This window comes from Nocardioides sp. R-C-SC26 (assembly GCF_021246465.1).
Classification (GTDB): Bacteria; Actinomycetota; Actinomycetes; order Propionibacteriales; family Nocardioidaceae; genus Nocardioides.
In genome coordinates this window covers 15,085-30,279 of the sequence record NZ_JAHRHK010000005.1, presented here as the reverse complement: position 1 = coordinate 30,279, position 15,195 = coordinate 15,085, and the positions used below count along the sequence as shown (strand labels likewise).

The following is a 15,195-nucleotide window of genomic DNA, read 5'->3' as shown; positions in this document are numbered from 1 at the left end:
CGCCGATGGAATCCCGGCGGGGGGCAACTGCAAGGCCCTCCTGCCACGGAGAGACCGTGGCCGCCGAGTCCGAAGGAGGTGGAGACCGCTTTGCGCGCATACGAAGTCGTGGTCATCCTCGACCCCAGCCTGGAGGAGCGCACGGTTCAGCCGTCGCTCGACAAGTACCTCAACGTCATCCGCAAGGACGGCGGTACCGTCGAGAACATCGACGTGTGGGGTCGTCGTCGCCTGGCCTACGAGGTCAAGAAGAACGCCGAGGGCATCTACGCCATCATCAACCTCACGGCCGAGCCGGCCACGGTCAAGGAGTTCGACCGCCAGCTCACCCTCAACGAGTCCGTGCTCCGCACCAAGGTGCTGCGCCCCGACGCTCACTGAGCGACCGGGGTGCTCAGGGCGTCTAGCCCCTGAGGACTCACGACGGCGTCCGACGCCGTCCCCGGGGCGGCGTCTGTGGACAGCCGCTGTCCCAATGTCGGTACCGCGCGACAGCATGGTGTCCGACATATCCGGATCAGAACTCCAGGAGACGACATGGCAGGCGAGACCGTCATCACCGTGGTCGGCAACCTCGTCGACGACCCCGAACTGCGTTTCACGCCGTCGGGGGCTGCGGTGGCCAACTTCCGCATCGCGTCGACGCCGCGCACCTTCGACCGCCAGACCAACGACTGGAAGGACGGCGAAGCGCTGTTCCTCTCCTGCTCGGTGTGGCGCCAGGCGGCCGAGAATGTGGCGGAGTCGCTGCAGAAGGGCATGCGTGTCGTCGTCCAGGGCCGCTTGAAGCAGCGCTCGTACGAGACCCCCCAGGGGGAGAAGCGCACCGTCTTCGAGCTCGAGGTCGAGGAAGTCGGCCCGTCGCTGAAGTACGCCACCGCCAAGGTGCAGCGTGCCCAGCGCTCGGGCGGCGGCGGGTACGGCGGCCAGGGTGGCCAGGGAGGTCAGGGCGGTGGGTACTCCGCCGCCCCGGCCAACGACCCGTGGGCCACGCCGGCGCCGAGCCAGTCCGGCGGCGAGCCCGGCGGTCAGGGCGGCGGTGCCGCTCGTGACCCGTGGGGCGCTCCCGGGGTCGGCGACGAGCCCCCGTTCTGACCGGTTCAGCTCCACATCCATCCATCCACCTGCACCATTCCGGCTCCGTAACCACTCGGGGCCGGGCTTCTAGAGAGGAAGCACCACAATGGCCAAGGCAGTGATGCGCAAGCCGAAGAAGAAGGTTTGCCAGTTCTGCAAGGAGAAGGCGACCGGCGTCGACTACAAGGACGCCACGCTGCTCCGCAAGTTCATCTCCGACCGCGGCAAGATCCGCGCCCGTCGGGTCACCGGCAACTGCGTCCAGCACCAGCGCGACGTGGCCATCGCGGTGAAGAACGCGCGCGAGCTCGCGCTGCTCCCTTACACCTCGACCGGTCGCTGAGAGGGGATACGACGATGAAGCTCATCCTCACCCAGGAGGTCGACGGCCTCGGTTCGCCCGGTGACGTCGTCGAGGTCAAGGACGGCTACGGCCGTAACTACCTCGTGCCCCGTGGCGTCGCGGTCCGCTGGACCCGCGGCGGCCAGAAGCAGGTCGACTCGATCAAGGCCTCGCGCACCAAGAAGGCCGTGCGCGACCAGGCCCACGCCGACCAGATCAAGGCGAAGCTGGAGTCCGCGCCGGTCGACCTGAAGGTCCGCGCGGGTGCCGAGGGTCGTCTGTTCGGCTCCGTCACCGTCACCGACATCGCCGATGCTCTCGGCGAGGTGGCCGGCGAGTCGATCGACAAGCGCTCGGTCGTGGTCGCGAACCCGATCAAGTCGCTCGGCGTCCACGCCGTCTCGGTGAAGCTGCACGACGACGTCTCCGTCGCCGTGTCGCTCAACGTGATCCCTGCCTGAGGTCTCGACCTCCGGCTGACGACGGCCGCTCCCGGACTACCGGGGGCGGTCGTCGGCGCATTTCCCGGCCTGGCGACCCGGTGCCTCGCACGTCACGTCGCTGATGGTCGTGACGTCCGGCCCCTCGTTCCTTAGGACCAGGCTCCTCAACCACCGGAATCGCCCACGGTCCACTGGTGGTCGAGGAGGTCGCTCTGCGACCGGCGCGAGACCCGGAGAGCAGGTCGCGACGCTCAGTCGTCCAGCGTCGCGCCGGCACGCATCCACGTCTCGCTCCGAGCACGCGTGGCCAACGTGACGAGCCGACCGCCCATGAACGCGAGGACGAACACGCCCCACACCGCGACCAGCCCGCCGCCGAGCCAGACCGTCGCTGCGAGGGCGGGTGCGGTGAGGCCGAGCACCGTCAGCCCGGCGACGGCGAGGTAGCGGCCGTCGCCCGCACCGATCAGCACGCCGTCGAGCACGAAGACCACGCCCGCGATCGGCTGCCCGAGCGCCGCGACGACGAGCACGGGCACGAGCGCGGCGCGCACGGCGTCGTCGGTGGTGAAAAGTGCGCCGACCCATGGTGCCGACGCCGCCAACCCGACACCGGTGAGCACGCCTGCCGCGAGCCCCCATTGCGTCATCCGCGTCGTGGTGCGCCGCGTGGCGACCAGGTCGCCCGCGCCGAGCGAGCGGCCGGTGATCGCCTGTCCGGCGATCGCGATGGCGTCCAGCACGAACGCCAGGAATGTCCAGATCGTGACGGCGAGCTGGTGGGTGGCGATGGCGGTGGAGTCGCCTCTCTCCCCGATCGTGACGGCGAACAGCGTGATCACGATCGCGGCCCGCAGCGTCAGGGTGCGCACGATGAGCGGCACTCCCGCCCGGGCGGCGCCGCGCACACCGCTCCACCGAGGTCGAAGCGCCGCAGCGTGGCGTCGGGCTGCCCGCGCGACGACGACGACCAGGGCAGCAGCGCTCGCGACCTGCGCGACGAGGGAGCCCAGCGCGGAGCCCACCAGCCCGATGCCGGCGAAGCCGCCGACGCCGTGGACGAGCACCACGTTCAAGACGATGTTCAGCAGGTTGCCCGCGACGGCGACCACCAACGGGGTCCGGGTGTCCTGGAGCCCGCGCAGGACGCCGGTCGCGGCGAGCATCAGCAGGAGCGGGATGTAGCCGAGCGCCGCCACGACGAGGTACTGCTCGGCATCCGCCCGTACCGGCTCCTCCGCACCGAAGGCGGCGGTGAGGCGAGGCGCCGCCACGATGGTCGCGGCGGTGGCGGCCAGCCCGATCACGACGGCGAGCCAGAGTCCGTCGACGCCCTGCCGTAGCGCGCCGGCCAGGTCGTCGGCGCCGAGGCGGCGGGCGACGACAGCGGTCGTGCCGTAGGCGAGGAACACGCAGAGACCGACGACGGTCTGCAGCACCACGGCGGCGATGCCGAGGCCGGCGAGCTCGGTCGTGCCGAGATGTCCGACGACGGCGGCATCGCTGAGGAGGAACAGGGGCTCGGCGACGAGCGCGAGGAACGCCGGCAACGCCAACCGCCCGATCTCCCGGTCGGTCTCACGGTCGGGCGCCCGGCAGAACCGCCGTCGTTCCGCGCGCCCGGCGTCCGGTCGCGCCGGCCTGCGCCGAACCGGGTCGTGCCGGCCGCTCACCGGACCCGTCATCGAGGCCGGCCCGTTTGCGCCGACGTCACGCAAGAGTCACGCGCGGCACCCTGTGGACAAAGCTCTGCATCTGTGGAGAACCCGATGGGGACCACGCTTTGTCGATAAACCGGCACGCAACACCCGCGTGAACGCCACGAGAACCGAGAAACCTGTCGGGAGTTTTCTATCCACAGGTGTGGAGCGACAAAACCCCAGGTCAGCGGTCTACTGTGACGCGTGGGACGACACTCGTCCACAGTCCACTCCCCAGGCTGTGCACACCGCTTGGCGTGTCGTCCACGGTCCGGGGCCGAATATCCCCAGGTCCTCGAGCGCGCTGTGGATGGGCCCCTTTCGTCGCGGCCCTCCCGCCTCGTACGTTGCGGCGTCGGATCGATCGATCGCGCGAGTGCGACGACGCCGGCATCCGGGTCGTCGAGAGCCGCCTGGCGGGGTCGAGAACCGCCGGCGATTCTGTCGGTGGCCCGACCTAGCCTCGAGCACATCAGTGCCCGAGCCGAACCCACCGCCCGTCCCGGGGAGCAGCCGTGAGTGTCACCGAGTCCGATCAACACGGATTCACCGAGCCTCCCTTCGAGCCGCCGTTCGAGGCCCAGATGCAGGCCTGGGGCGACGGCCCGTCTCCCTTCGAGCCGGGTGCGGCGCCACGCCGCGATGGTGACCGTACGCCCCCGCAGGACATGGCCGCCGAGCAGTCGGTCCTCGGCGCGATGCTGATCTCCAAGGACGCCATCGGCGAGGTCTCCAACGTGCTGCGCGGGGTCGACTTCTATCGCCCGAGCCACGAGACCGTCTTCGACGCCATCATCGACCTCTTCGGCCGCAGCGAGCCGGTCGACATGGTCACGGTCTCCGCCGAGCTGCAGCGCACGGGCCAGCTGCAGCGCGTAGGCGGGGCGGCCTACCTGCACACGCTCGCCGCCAACGTGCCGATCGCGGCGAACGCCGAGTTCTACGCCGAGATCGTGCGCGAGAAGGCGATCCTGCGACGGCTGGTCGACGCGGGCATGCGGATCACCCAGATCGGCTTCGCCGGCGAGGGTCAGGTCGACGCCATCGTCGACCGCGCGCAGGCGGAGGTCTTCGCGATCACCGATCGCCGCGCGGCGGAGGACTACGCGCCGCTCAGCGACATCATGGAGGGCGTCCTCGACGAGATCGAGGCGATCGGCAACCGCGAGGCCGGCATCTACGGCGTCCCGACCGGCTTCGCCGACTTCGACGAGCTCACGAACGGCCTGCACGCGGGTCAGATGATCATCGTCGCGGCTCGCCCCGCGATGGGTAAGTCGACGCTCGCTCTGGACTTCTGCCGTTCCGCCTCCATCGCCAACAACATGTCGAGCGTCTTCTTCAGCCTGGAGATGTCGCGCTCGGAGATCGCGATGCGACTGCTCTCGGCCGAGGCGAAGGTGCCGCTCAACCACATCCGCAACGGCAACATGTCGAACGAGGACTGGGACAAGCTCGCCCGCCACATGGCGAAGGTGTCCAGCGCGCCGATGTTCATCGACGACAGCCCGAACATGACGATGATGGAGATCCGGGCCAAGGCCCGCCGCCTCAAGCAGCGCCACGACCTGCGCCTGATCGTCATCGACTACATGCAGCTGATGAGCTCGGGCAAGAAGGTCGAGTCGCGCCAGCTCGAGGTCTCGGAGTTCTCCCGGCAGATCAAGCTGCTCGCCAAGGAGCTCGAGGTGCCGATCATCGCCCTGTCCCAGCTCAACCGTGGCCCCGAGCAGCGCGCCGACAAGAAGCCGATGATGAGCGACCTGCGTGAATCGGGATCCCTCGAGCAGGACGCCGACATGGTGATCCTGCTCCACCGCGAGGACGTCTACGAGAAGGAGTCGACCCGCCCCGGGGAGGCCGACCTCATCGTCGCCAAGCACCGCAACGGCGCCACCCGCGACATCACCGTGGCCTTCCAGGGCCACTACTCGCGCTTCGTCGACATGGCGCACTGAGCGGACGGCGTCAGGCGCCGCCCTCCGCCACCAGCAGCTCGCGGAGGCCGACCGGTGACCGCCCCGTCAGCCGCCGGACGTCGTCGCTGACGGCGGAGAGCTCGCCCGCGGCGATCGAGGTGTAGGTCGACACCCAGGCGTCGTACTGCCAGTCGGGGGCGGGCCACTGCAGGCGGGAGGCGTAGGCCTCCTCGATCGTCTCGTCGTGGTAGCTGACGGCGCGGCCCTGCTGCTCGCCCACGATCGCGGCGACGTCGGCCATGGAGAGCGCCTCGGGGCCGGTGAGCTCGTACGCGGCGTCGCGGTGAGCCGCGGGGTCCAGCAGGACGGCGGCCGCGCAGCGCCCGACGTCGGCGCGCGCGACCGCGGCGACACGGCCGCTCCCGGCGGGGCCGCGGATCACGCCGTCCTCGCCGGCGAGGCTCGGGAGGAAGTCGAGGTAGAGGTTGTCGCGCAGGAGGGTGTACGCCATGCCGCTGGCCCTGATCCGCTCCTCGGTGGCGAAGTGGTCGCGCGCCAGGGTGAACACCGCATCGGGTGCCGCGCCCACGAACGAGGTGTAGACGATGTGCCCCACGCCGGCGGCCGCCGCGGCGTCCACGAACCCGACGTGCTGCTTCACCCGGTCGGCCGACTCCGACGCCGAGACCATGAACAACACGCTCACGCCCTCCAGCGCCCGGTGCGCTGCGGCGGTGTCGCCGTAGGCCGCTTCGACGACGTCGGCGCCCTCCAGCTGCGGTGCGCGAGCGGCGTCGCGCACCAGGAGCCGCTGATGAACCCCGGCCGCGGCGAGGCCTCGAGCCACCAGGCCGCCGATCGCGCCGGTGGAGCCCGTCACGGCGAGGGGGCTCTGGGCAGTCATCGACACTCCTTCGATCAGTCGGACCCGACCTCCTCATCGTGCCCGAGATGGCATGGACGTCGCCGACTCCTTTTGACATTGCAGTCGCAATGCCACACGGTCGGGTCATGCCCAAGCAGGTCGACGCGCACGAACGCCGCGAACTCGTCGCCGGAGCCCTGCTGCGCGTGGCGGCCCGCGACGGACTCGAGTCGATCAGTCTGCGACGCGTCGCGGCCGAGGCAGGCGTCACCGCGGGACTGGTGCAGCACTACTTCCCCTCCAAGGACGCCATGGTGCGCTTCGCGATGGCGACGGCGAGCGCGCGCATCGCGGTGCGGATGGAGGCCGCGGTGGCGGCCCTGGGCGAAGCCCCCGGCCCGCGCGACATGGTCGGCGCCGTCCTGGCGACCCTCCTGCCCTCGACAGGGGAGGACTCGGGTGACGACGCGCGCGTCGCGCTGGCCTTCATGGCCTACGCCGCCTCGCGGCCCGACGTCGCCCGCGAGCTCGAGGCGAGCAACGCCGCGCTCCGGGACTTCGTGGCCGACCAGGCACGCGCCGCCCTCGACGCGGAGGCCGAGGCGACCGCCACGCGCGAGGAGGTAGCGACCGCGTTGGTCGCGCTGGTCGACGGCCTCGCCGTCCAGATGCTCAGCGGCAACCTCGACGAGACGACGGCGCGCGGTGTGCTCCAGCGCCAGATCGACCTGAACCTGACACCGGCACCGAGGAGGGGGCGGCGATGAACCTGAGGCAGGTGGCGAGTCGGGTGGCCTTCGAGATCGGCCAGGAACTGGCGCTCTACCGCTCCCTGGCGCGGTGGATCGCGCGACGCCCCGATGTGCCGCCGGAGGCGACCCCCCTCGGCTACGCCCAGCTCTCCGGGCCGATGCTCTGGCTCTGGATCATCGGATCGGCCACCGAGGTGGTCGTCGTCGAGGTGGTGCTCCGCTCGATCGACGCCGGGTGGGCGCACGCGATCCGCGTGCCGGTGCTCGTGCTGGGCGTGTGGGGCGTGCTCTGGATGCTCGGTCAGCTGGCGGCCTCGCGGGCGCGCCCGCATCTGCTGACAGACGACTATCTCCTGATCCGCAACGGAAGCCGCACCTGGGTGCGGGTGCCGCTCGACGTCGTCGTCCGGTCCCGCGCGGTCGAGCACGAGTACGAGGGCCTGATGACGTCGCTGCACCAGGAGGACGACCTCCTCCTGGTCGGGGTGAACGTGCGCACGAACGTCGAGCTGATCCTCGGCGGCGCTCAGGTGGTGAGCACCTCGCGGGGAATGCTGAGTGCGGGCCGCGTCGGGCTGTGGGTCGACGAGCCGCGCGACGTCGTGGCCCGCCTGACGTCGCGCGCGACCGGGCCCGACGGCTGAGCAGGGGCTCGCGCCTCTGAGGACGCACCGCGGCCGGAGTAGGTTTCCGTGGTGGACAGCGCGCCCCGCACCTCCGCGACGCCGGGCCGGGCGCGGGCGGGTGTGGCGCTGATGTTCTTCACCAACGGTGTCCTGTTCAGCACGCTGCTGCCGCGCTATCCCGAGATCAAGTCCGCCTTCGAGCTCAGCAACAGCCAGTTCGGGCTGCTGGTGGTGGCCTTCCCGGCCGGCGCGATGCTCGCCGCGGGCTTCGGGGGCCGCGTCATCCGACGCCTCGGAACGCTGCGCACCAACGCGATCGGCTCGGCAGCGCTCGCCCTCGCCATGGCGTTCGCCGGCCTCAGCGACGTCGTGTGGCTCTTCGCCGCGGCCCTCGTGCTGGCCGGTGCGTTCGATGCGATCGTGGACGCCGCCCAGAACGTGCAGGCCGTCGTCGTCGAGCAGTGGCGAGGGCGCTCGGTGATGAACTCCTTCCACGCCCTGTGGTCGGTCGGCGCCGCCACCGGTGGCGCGATCGGGGCGGGCGCCGCTGCCGCTGAGGTCGACCTCGGCCTGCAGATGGTCGTCAACGGTGCGGTGTGGGCCGTCGTCGCACTGCTCGCCTGCCGCCTCGCGATCGTGCCGGCTCCGGTCCGAGCGGAGTTGCGTGCTGCCGAGGAGCAGCAGCACCGCCATGCCGACGCCGTCGGCGTGGCCCCGCGACGGCGTGGACTGGCATGGCGCCTCCTCCTGCCGCTCGTGCTGCTGGCGATCTGCGGCACCCTCGTCGAGGACGTCGCCAACAACTGGGCCGCGCTCTATCTCGGCCGGGAGGCCGGCGCGCCCACCGTCGTCGCCGGACTGGGGCTCACCGTCGCGCTCGGCGCGCAGTTCGTCGGCCGGCTTCTCGGCGACCCGATGACCGACCGCTGGGGCAGAGGCAGCATCGCCCGCGCCGGGGGGTTGGTCATCGCCGCGGGGGCGCTGCTGATCGTCGCCGCGCCGGTCTACCCGCTCGCTCTGGCCGGCTTCGCTCTGGCGGGCTTCGGGTGCGCGACGCTCGTGCCGGCCGCCTTCGCCGCGGCAGCCGCCGTCCCCGGACTCCCCGAGGGCACCGGCATCGCGCTGCTCGGCTGGCTGATGCGGATCGGCTTCCTCGCCACCTCACCCGCCGTGGGCTGGCTCTCCGACCTGACGTCGTTGCGCGCGGCGATGCTGATCCCGTTCGTCGCCGGACTGGTCGCGGCCCTCATCGCGCACACCCGCCTGGTCGACCGAGCCCGGCCGTAGCACCTGCCGCCCGTGGCCCGTCTCGTTAGATTGTGGGCGAGGTCGGACATGGCCGTCCTCGAAACCTCGTCGAGGAGCGTGCGATGGAACTGTTCGAGATCGCAGACACCCAGCGGATGTCGCGGGAGCAGGCGGCCGCCAGGCTGCGGGCGTTGGCCGACGCGCTGTCACGCCACAACGAGGTCGCGTTCGAGCGCAACGGCCACCGCATCACCGTCGACATCCCCGCCGAGGTCGAGCTCAAGGTCGAGATCGAACTCGGCGAGGAGAACGAGCTGGAGATCGAACTGACCTGGTGACCTCCGGCAGGTCCCGACCCGCCGGAAGGCCCGTTCAGCGCAGGCGCCGCTTCATCATCCGCACGTAGAGACCGGGCGCGTGGCGCGAGATGACCCACGCCAGACGAGCTGTGCGCCCGACGAGCACGCGGTCGCGGCCACGCGTCACTCCCGCGACGACGGCGCGGGCGACGTCGTCGGGCGTGATCTCGGCGCCGGTCGTCGCCCGCGCGGTGCCGGCCGCGCGGTCCGCGGCCTCGCCCATGCCGCCGGTCACGAACGTCGGGTGGACGACGGTCACACCGACGTCGGGCGCCAGCTCGGGGCGCAGCGCCTCGAAGAGACCGGTCGCCGCGTGCTTCGCGGCGACGTAGGCGGGCCGACCGAGCACCGGCGCGAAACCGGTCACCGAGCCGATGAGCACCACCCGCCCGTGGGCCTCGCGAAGCGCCGGCAACATCGCCTGCGTACAGGCGACGACCGCGAGGTAGTCGACCTCCATCACCCGCCGGTGCACCGCGACGTCGTGATCGGTGAACGCCCCGATCGCGGAGATGCCGGCGTTGTTGACCAGCACGTCGATCCGGCCGTGCCGCGCGAGCACCGCATCGGTCGCCTGTCGTACGGAGGCGACGTCGGTGATGTCGCACGCGAGCATGCGGGCGCGGGCCGCCGCGTCTCCCACGGCCTCGACGGCGCCGGCGAGGTCCAGTCCGACGACGTCGTAACCGGCTTCGCCGAACCGCTCGACGAGCCGTGACCCGATCGACCCCGCCGCCCCGGTGACGACGGCGACGGGTCGGCCGGCGCTGGTGGAGGGGTCGGTGGAGGGGCAGCTCATGGGGCTGACGCTACGGCGAGAGGAGGGGCGCCCGTCGCGACTGCGATGATCCCGCCATGGACACCGCGCGCTCCATCGCCCTGTTCGTCGCGGCGGCGATCGCCGAGATCGGCGGCGCGTGGCTGGTCTGGCAGGGGGTGCGGGAGCACCGCGGTTGGCTCTGGATCGGGCTCGGTGTGGTCGCCCTCGGCATCTACGGCTTCGTCGCCACGCTGCAGCCCGACGCGAACTTCGGGCGCATCCTCGCCGCCTACGGCGGGGTGTTCGTGGTTGGGTCTCTGGCCTGGGGCATGGTCGCCGACGGGTTCAAGCCCGACCGCTACGACGTCACGGGAGCGTTGATCTGCCTGGTCGGGGTGGCGGTGATCATGTACGCCCCGCGCGGCGCGTGAGGCTGACGCCTCGTCACGCGTGGGAGAGGGAGAGCTTCACGGCGAACCCGAGGAACACCGCGCCGACGCCGGCCGTGGCGGCGGCGGTGAGCCCGCGCCGACGTCGGAACACCGCCGCGAGGCGGGTGCCCCCGAAGATCAGCGCGCTGAGGTAGAGAGCGCTGGCGATCTGCAGCATCGTGCCGAGCACCAGGAATGTCAGAGCGGGGTGGGCGTAGGCCGGATCGACGAACTGCACGAAGAACGCGATGAAGAACAAGATCGCCTTCGGGTTCAGCAGGCTGATCACGAGTGCCCGACGGTAGGGGCGCTCGCGGTCCACGTGCGCCGACCGGCCGGCGCCGCGCGCGGCCGCGGCAGCCTGCGCCACGACGTCGTCGGACTCGATCGCGTCGACGACATCGGCGACGGCGGTATGACGCGCTCGCCAGGTCGCGAGGGCTGCGCGGAGCAGCGACAGCGCGAGCCAACCGAGGTAGCCGGCGCCGAGGAACTTCACGACCGCGAACGCCACGTCGTTGGTCTTCAGCAGCGATGCGGCGCCGCCGGCCGCGAGGATCATGAGCACGGCGTCGCCGGTGAAGACGCCGAGCGCGGCGGTGTAGCCGTCGCGCACGCCGCGTCGCGCTGCCACCGACAGCACGTAGAGGGAGTTCGGTCCGGGCAGCAAGATGATCAGCACGAGGCCGACCAGATAGGTCGACAGGTCGGTGATGCCCAGCACCCCGAGATCGTCCCACGCAGATCCGCTCGCCGTCCCCCCCGACCCCGGGGGTGCGGGANACGCAGATCCGCTCGCCGTCCCCGGGATTCCGGGGACGGCGAGCGGTGCGGAGGTCGGGATTCGGGACGGGTCAGAACGGCGGTCCGAAGCCGCAGCGCACGGGGACGCTCGGGTCCAGGCCGTTGAGGATCATGCTGGTGACGCCGGTGTCGACCGCGATGCCGACGTGCCCGACCGGATCGAAGCGGCACTTGTCCTGCACGTAGTAGTTGGTGACGCCGGGCTCGCGCACGAAGCCGGTGGAGACCGGAGTGACGATGGCGTCGTACTTGCTCGAGATGATGGTGTAGGTGACGCCCGGCTGCGCGATCGGACCGTCGACGAGCCGTGCCACCGCGGGGCCGCCCTTGATCAGATCGGTGCAGGCGAAGCAGCCCGCGCCGTCGGTGAAGAAGTTCACCAGACGCTGACCGCCCACCAGGCGTCCCAGCGAGACGATGCCGGCGAACGTCGTGCCGTGGGTCGGAGGCGCGAGGGCGACCACCCGCCCGACCTTCGCCGCGTAGCCGGTGACCTTCGGGACGTAGAGCGACTGGAACGCGCCCTCGGAGTGGCCGACGAGGTCGACCTGGGCGGCACCGGTCTCGGCGAGCACGCGGTCGATGAAGGCGCCGATCTCACGCGCGGAGTCGTCGACCGGGGCGAAGCCGCCGCCGCCCCACCAGCGGGTGACCGACGTCTGGCCGTAGGTGAGGCTGAACGCGCAGTACCCGGCCTTGGCCAGGGCCGGCCCGTGCAGCGCCCAGTTGGACTCGGCGTTCGCGCCGAGGCCGTGGATCAGGACGACGGGCCGCGGATGGTCGGCCGAGGGCCGACACATCCAGTCGTCGAGCCCCGAGCTGACCGTGGCGGGGTCTGCGGCGCGTGACGGCGCGGCGGGCCCGAGCAGCGCGACGGCGGTCGCGAGTGCCACGACCACGGAGGTCAGGAGTGCGGTGAGGTGGTTCCTGCGGGCCATGGCGGCTCCTTCGGTTCGAGCGGACGGGACGGGTCGGTGCAGGTCAGATCGGCGGCCCGAAGCCGCAGGTCACGGGGTGGGTCGGGTCGAGGCCGTTGAGGATCATGCTGGTCAGGCCAGGGTCCTGCGCGATGCCGATGTGACCGACCGGGTCGAGCGGGCAGGCGTCCTGCACGTAGTAGTTGCGCACCCCGCGCTCACGGATGAAGCTCGACGACGTCGGCGTGATCAGCGCGTCCCTGCGGGTGGCGATGACGGTGTAGACGACGCCGCGCTGGGCGATCGGACCTCGCGTCAGGCGCGCCACGGTCTCGCTTCCCGTGACCAGGTCGGTGCAGGCGAAGCACCCGGCGGTGTCGGTGAAGAAGTCGACCGTCTCCTGGCCGCCAAGCACGCGGCCGAGCGTGACGATGTGCGCGAACGACGTGCCGTGGGTGGGCGGCGCGAGCGCGACCAGGCGGCCGACCTTGGGGGCGTAGCCCACCACCTTGGTGACGTAGAGCGCCTGGAAGCCGCCCTCGGAGTGACCGACCAGGTCGACCTTGCGCGCTCCGGTCCGGGCGATGACCCGGTCGATGAACCGGCCGATCTCACGGGAGGAGCGCTCGACCGGTGCCCATCCGCCGCCGTTGCGGGGGCGGGTGAGTGGGGTCGCTCCGTAGGTCAGGGAGAACGCGCAGTACCCGGCGTCCGCGAGCGCGGGCCCGTGCATCACCCAGTTCTGATCCTTGTTCGACACCAGTCCGTGCAGCAGGATCACCGGCCTTGGGCGGTCGACGGAGGGCCGGCAGGACCAGTCGTTGAGACCGCCCGACGGCGCGCCAGCGGCGGCGGGCCTAGAGGTCACGGCAGTGTCGCTCGTCGTCGCGTCGGCGCGGAGGGTGCCCGCGAGGCCCATCGCTGCGGCCAGCAGGCAGGTGAGGGCGGGCGCGAGCACGGCGTGGCGGCGCATGCGAACTCCTCGACGACGTCGGCGATGAATGTTACGGAACGTAAGTTACGTGCTGTTACGTTGTCAACGTGCCCGCTGCAGCCGATTCCGACGTGAGAGCGACGCCCCGGCGTCGACTCTCGGCCGAGCAGCGCACCGAACAGCTCCTCGACATCGCCGAGCGGCTCTTCGCCGAACGCGGCTATGCCGAGACCTCCATCGAGGACATCGCCCGCATCGCCGGCGTCACCCGCCCGATCGTGTATGCCCGCCTCGGGGGCAAGGAGGGCACCTACCTCGCTGTCGTCGAGCGGGTGAGACACCAGCTCGAGGAGCGGTTCGGCGCCGCGGCCCTCGCCCACAGCTCGCCCGAAGAGCAGCTGCGCGCCGGCATCGATGCCTTCTTCGCCTACCTGGAGGCCGAGCCACGACGCTGGCGGATCCTCTACGGCTCCTCGACGCCGATGGTCGGCGACCTCGGAGAGCAGTTGAGCGCGGCTCGGTTCCACACCGTCGCACTGATCGCCTCCCTGCTGCGGACGCACCTGGCCGAGGACGCCAGCACGCCCGAGATCGAGGTGATGGCACACCTGGTGTCCGGGGCGCTGGAGCAGCTCGGCCGCTGGTGGGTGCGCCACCCCGACGTCGCGCGCGCCGACGTCGTGCGTCAGGCGACCGGCGTCCTGTGGGGTGGGCTGGGCGCTCGCGTCGCCGCGAGGTGAGGTGCGCCCGGCGTCAGCCGCCGACGACGTCCAGCGCCTGCATCAGGTAGAGAGCGCCGATGGAGAGCGCGGCCGCGCCGAGCAACCGCTCGAGCGCGATCTCGGGCAGGACGCCGTGCAGGCGTGCCCCCAGCCATCCGCCGATGAGGCCGCCGAGTCCGGCGGCCAGCCCGAGCGACCAGTCGGGCGCGGCCAGGGCGGCGTCGGCACGCCCGGCGCCCACGGCGTCCAGCAGGAGGAAGACGCCGACCCCGCCGAGCGACGTCAGCCAGGTCGAGGTGAGCGCGGCCGGTCCGACGCGGGTGATGCTCATGCCCAGCCCGACCAGGGCCGGCCCGACCAGGCTGCCGCCGCCGATGCCGTAGACGCCACCGGCGAGACCCGCTCCGAAGGCGATGAGCAGCACGATGCGGGCCCGCACGTGGCGGGGCGCGGTCCGCTGTCGCCGACGCTGTGCCCCTCCGAGCAGCAGCACGCCGATGGGCACGAGTACGCCCGCGGCGATCACGCGGAAGAGATCGGCGTCCGGCACCAGGTAGACCCGGATCGTGGCGCCGAGCGCGATCGCGGGGAGCGCTCCGGCGGTGAGAAGGGCGGCCAACCGCGCATCCACACGTCGTCCGCGCAGATAGCGCGCGAGAGCTCCCGGCGCGGCCACGACGTTGTAGAGCAGATTCGTCGGCGTGACCTGCGGGCTCGGCACGTGGAGCACCGAGACCTGGAAGGGCAGCAGGAACACGGCCCCGGAGACGCCGACCGGCGCTGTCACGGTGGCCAGCACGAGACCGGCCGCGAAGGCGGCCAGGTCGAGGAGCTCCACGGCGCCCATCCTGCCGACCCGAGGCGAGGTCGTGTTCCCCAGGGCGACCGGGGTGCCGTCCTCAGGCGCACGACCCCGGGCGCCTCGGCAGGGATCAGCGCGCCAGCAGGGTGGCGTGCCGCCCGGCGAAGACGGTGAGCGCCTCGAGCACCGGTCCGATGTCGCGACCGGCATCGGTGAGCCGGTAGGTGACCACCGTCGGCGGGCCGGCCTCGACGTCGCGGACGGCGAAGTCCCGCTCGCACAGCTCGCGCAGCCGTGCGGTCAGCACGGCGTCGGTGATGCCGGGAATCGCGCGCCGGATGTCGCTGAACCGTTCCGCCCCGCCGAGCATCGCCTCGACGACGGCGCCCGCCCACGCGCGCCCGAGCAACCGCAGGGCGCTCTCGGCGCTGCCGCAGGTGCCTCCGGTCGAACCCATGCCGGTCGGGAATGTCTCAGTCACTATGTTGTTAAT

The 15,195-nt window shown here is 71.5% G+C and carries 19 protein-coding genes; 11 read left to right on the top strand and 8 right to left on the bottom strand.

Features of this window, described 5'->3' with window-relative positions; translation table 11 throughout:
• Positions 1-90 precede the first annotated feature (90 nt).
• The 4 genes from rpsF (at position 91) to rplI (ending at position 1,881) form a co-directional block, all read left to right on the top strand.
• Positions 91-381: a 30S ribosomal protein S6 gene (rpsF, locus tag KSO97_RS06085; protein ID WP_232677193.1), complete on the top strand. Its 291-nt coding sequence runs from the start codon at positions 91-93 to the stop codon at positions 379-381.
• A 156-nt stretch (positions 382-537) separates the two neighbouring features.
• A complete protein-coding gene (locus KSO97_RS06080) occupies positions 538-1,095 on the top strand; it encodes a single-stranded DNA-binding protein (RefSeq protein WP_232677192.1) in 558 nt (185 codons plus the stop codon).
• 88 nt (positions 1,096-1,183) lie between these two features.
• Positions 1,184-1,420 (top strand): 30S ribosomal protein S18, encoded by a 237-nt coding sequence (gene rpsR, locus KSO97_RS06075; protein WP_232677191.1) that lies wholly within the window; start codon positions 1,184-1,186, stop codon positions 1,418-1,420.
• Between the two features lie 14 nt (positions 1,421-1,434).
• Positions 1,435-1,881 (top strand): 50S ribosomal protein L9, encoded by a 447-nt coding sequence (gene rplI, locus KSO97_RS06070; RefSeq protein ID WP_232677190.1) that lies wholly within the window; start codon positions 1,435-1,437, stop codon positions 1,879-1,881.
• 233 nt (positions 1,882-2,114) lie between these two features.
• Here the strand turns inward: rplI and KSO97_RS06065 are convergent, their stop codons facing one another.
• Complete coding sequence (locus KSO97_RS06065; RefSeq protein ID WP_232677371.1) at positions 2,115-3,428, bottom strand: MATE family efflux transporter; 1,314 nt, start codon at positions 3,426-3,428, stop codon at positions 2,115-2,117.
• A gap of 719 nt (positions 3,429-4,147) precedes the next feature.
• On the opposite strand from KSO97_RS06065, the gene dnaB reads away from it, so the two are divergent.
• Complete coding sequence (gene dnaB, locus KSO97_RS06060; RefSeq protein WP_374198471.1) at positions 4,148-5,521, top strand: replicative DNA helicase; 1,374 nt, start codon at positions 4,148-4,150, stop codon at positions 5,519-5,521.
• Between the two features lie 10 nt (positions 5,522-5,531).
• Here the strand turns inward: dnaB and KSO97_RS06055 are convergent, their stop codons facing one another.
• Complete coding sequence (locus KSO97_RS06055; protein WP_232677189.1) at positions 5,532-6,386, bottom strand: SDR family oxidoreductase; 855 nt, start codon at positions 6,384-6,386, stop codon at positions 5,532-5,534.
• 107 nt (positions 6,387-6,493) lie between these two features.
• Between KSO97_RS06055 and KSO97_RS06050 the strand changes: the two genes are divergently transcribed.
• The 4 genes from KSO97_RS06050 (at position 6,494) to KSO97_RS06035 (ending at position 9,311) form a co-directional block, all read left to right on the top strand.
• The gene (locus tag KSO97_RS06050) at positions 6,494-7,114 is read left to right on the top strand and encodes a TetR/AcrR family transcriptional regulator (protein ID WP_232677188.1); all 621 of its coding nucleotides are present in this window, start codon (positions 6,494-6,496) and stop codon (positions 7,112-7,114) included.
• Positions 7,111-7,743: a hypothetical protein gene (locus tag KSO97_RS06045; RefSeq protein WP_232677186.1), complete on the top strand. Its 633-nt coding sequence runs from the start codon at positions 7,111-7,113 to the stop codon at positions 7,741-7,743. Before KSO97_RS06050 ends, KSO97_RS06045 begins: the two co-directional genes overlap by 4 nt.
• A gap of 51 nt (positions 7,744-7,794) precedes the next feature.
• A complete protein-coding gene (locus tag KSO97_RS06040; RefSeq protein ID WP_232677183.1) occupies positions 7,795-9,012 on the top strand; it encodes an MFS transporter in 1,218 nt (405 codons plus the stop codon).
• Between the two features lie 83 nt (positions 9,013-9,095).
• Positions 9,096-9,311, top strand: a complete 216-nt coding sequence (locus tag KSO97_RS06035; RefSeq protein ID WP_232677181.1) for an amphi-Trp domain-containing protein — start codon at positions 9,096-9,098, stop codon at positions 9,309-9,311.
• A 34-nt stretch (positions 9,312-9,345) separates the two neighbouring features.
• Here KSO97_RS06035 and KSO97_RS06030 read toward each other — a convergent pair whose 3' ends face one another.
• Positions 9,346-10,131 (bottom strand): SDR family oxidoreductase, encoded by a 786-nt coding sequence (locus KSO97_RS06030; protein WP_232677178.1) that lies wholly within the window; start codon positions 10,129-10,131, stop codon positions 9,346-9,348.
• A 56-nt stretch (positions 10,132-10,187) separates the two neighbouring features.
• Here KSO97_RS06030 and KSO97_RS06025 point away from each other — a divergent pair, with 56 nt between their 5' ends.
• On the top strand, positions 10,188-10,523 hold the full coding sequence (locus KSO97_RS06025; protein ID WP_232677175.1) for a YnfA family protein: 336 nt from the start codon (positions 10,188-10,190) through the stop codon (positions 10,521-10,523).
• A 13-nt stretch (positions 10,524-10,536) separates the two neighbouring features.
• On the opposite strand, the gene leuE is transcribed toward KSO97_RS06025, so the two are convergent.
• The 3 genes from leuE to KSO97_RS06010 form a co-directional block, all read right to left on the bottom strand.
• Positions 10,537-11,247, bottom strand: coding sequence for a leucine efflux protein LeuE (gene leuE, locus KSO97_RS06020; RefSeq protein ID WP_232677173.1), 711 nt, complete (start codon positions 11,245-11,247; stop codon positions 10,537-10,539).
• A 130-nt stretch (positions 11,248-11,377) separates the two neighbouring features.
• Positions 11,378-12,265 (bottom strand): triacylglycerol lipase, encoded by an 888-nt coding sequence (locus KSO97_RS06015; RefSeq protein WP_232677170.1) that lies wholly within the window; start codon positions 12,263-12,265, stop codon positions 11,378-11,380.
• A gap of 43 nt (positions 12,266-12,308) precedes the next feature.
• Positions 12,309-13,217, bottom strand: a complete 909-nt coding sequence (locus KSO97_RS06010) for a triacylglycerol lipase (RefSeq protein ID WP_232677168.1) — start codon at positions 13,215-13,217, stop codon at positions 12,309-12,311.
• A 68-nt stretch (positions 13,218-13,285) separates the two neighbouring features.
• Here KSO97_RS06010 and KSO97_RS06005 point away from each other — a divergent pair, with 68 nt between their 5' ends.
• Positions 13,286-13,918 carry a TetR/AcrR family transcriptional regulator gene (locus KSO97_RS06005; RefSeq protein ID WP_232677166.1) on the top strand — a complete coding sequence of 211 codons (633 nt, stop codon included), beginning with the start codon at positions 13,286-13,288 and terminating at the stop codon, positions 13,916-13,918.
• A gap of 13 nt (positions 13,919-13,931) precedes the next feature.
• Here KSO97_RS06005 and KSO97_RS06000 read toward each other — a convergent pair whose 3' ends face one another.
• Together KSO97_RS06000 and KSO97_RS05995 are read right to left on the bottom strand one after the other, a co-directional pair.
• Positions 13,932-14,738 carry a sulfite exporter TauE/SafE family protein gene (locus KSO97_RS06000; protein WP_232677165.1) on the bottom strand — a complete coding sequence of 269 codons (807 nt, stop codon included), beginning with the start codon at positions 14,736-14,738 and terminating at the stop codon, positions 13,932-13,934.
• Between the two features lie 94 nt (positions 14,739-14,832).
• On the bottom strand, positions 14,833-15,183 hold the full coding sequence (locus tag KSO97_RS05995) for a helix-turn-helix domain-containing protein (RefSeq protein WP_232677161.1): 351 nt from the start codon (positions 15,181-15,183) through the stop codon (positions 14,833-14,835).
• Positions 15,184-15,195 lie beyond the last annotated feature (12 nt).

What these genes read in the sequence shown, in the direction of transcription:
- dnaB (WP_374198471.1), top strand. Translation starts at nt 4,148, where the DNA reads ATGCAGGCCTGGGGCGACGGCCCGTCTCCCTTCGAGCCGGGTGCGGCG.
- KSO97_RS06055 (WP_232677189.1), bottom strand. Translation starts at nt 6,386, where the DNA reads ATGACTGCCCAGAGCCCCCTCGCCGTGACGGGCTCCACCGGCGCGATC.
- KSO97_RS06050 (WP_232677188.1), top strand. Translation starts at nt 6,494, where the DNA reads ATGCCCAAGCAGGTCGACGCGCACGAACGCCGCGAACTCGTCGCCGGA.
- KSO97_RS06045 (WP_232677186.1), top strand. Translation starts at nt 7,111, where the DNA reads ATGAACCTGAGGCAGGTGGCGAGTCGGGTGGCCTTCGAGATCGGCCAG.
- rplI (WP_232677190.1), top strand. Translation starts at nt 1,435, where the DNA reads ATGAAGCTCATCCTCACCCAGGAGGTCGACGGCCTCGGTTCGCCCGGT.
- KSO97_RS06010 (WP_232677168.1), bottom strand. Translation starts at nt 13,217, where the DNA reads ATGCGCCGCCACGCCGTGCTCGCGCCCGCCCTCACCTGCCTGCTGGCC.
- KSO97_RS06030 (WP_232677178.1), bottom strand. Translation starts at nt 10,131, where the DNA reads ATGAGCTGCCCCTCCACCGACCCCTCCACCAGCGCCGGCCGACCCGTC.
- KSO97_RS06035 (WP_232677181.1), top strand. Translation starts at nt 9,096, where the DNA reads ATGGAACTGTTCGAGATCGCAGACACCCAGCGGATGTCGCGGGAGCAG.
- KSO97_RS06015 (WP_232677170.1), bottom strand. Translation starts at nt 12,265, where the DNA reads ATGGCCCGCAGGAACCACCTCACCGCACTCCTGACCTCCGTGGTCGTG.
- KSO97_RS06080 (WP_232677192.1), top strand. Translation starts at nt 538, where the DNA reads ATGGCAGGCGAGACCGTCATCACCGTGGTCGGCAACCTCGTCGACGAC.
- rpsR (WP_232677191.1), top strand. Translation starts at nt 1,184, where the DNA reads ATGGCCAAGGCAGTGATGCGCAAGCCGAAGAAGAAGGTTTGCCAGTTC.
- KSO97_RS06025 (WP_232677175.1), top strand. Translation starts at nt 10,188, where the DNA reads ATGGACACCGCGCGCTCCATCGCCCTGTTCGTCGCGGCGGCGATCGCC.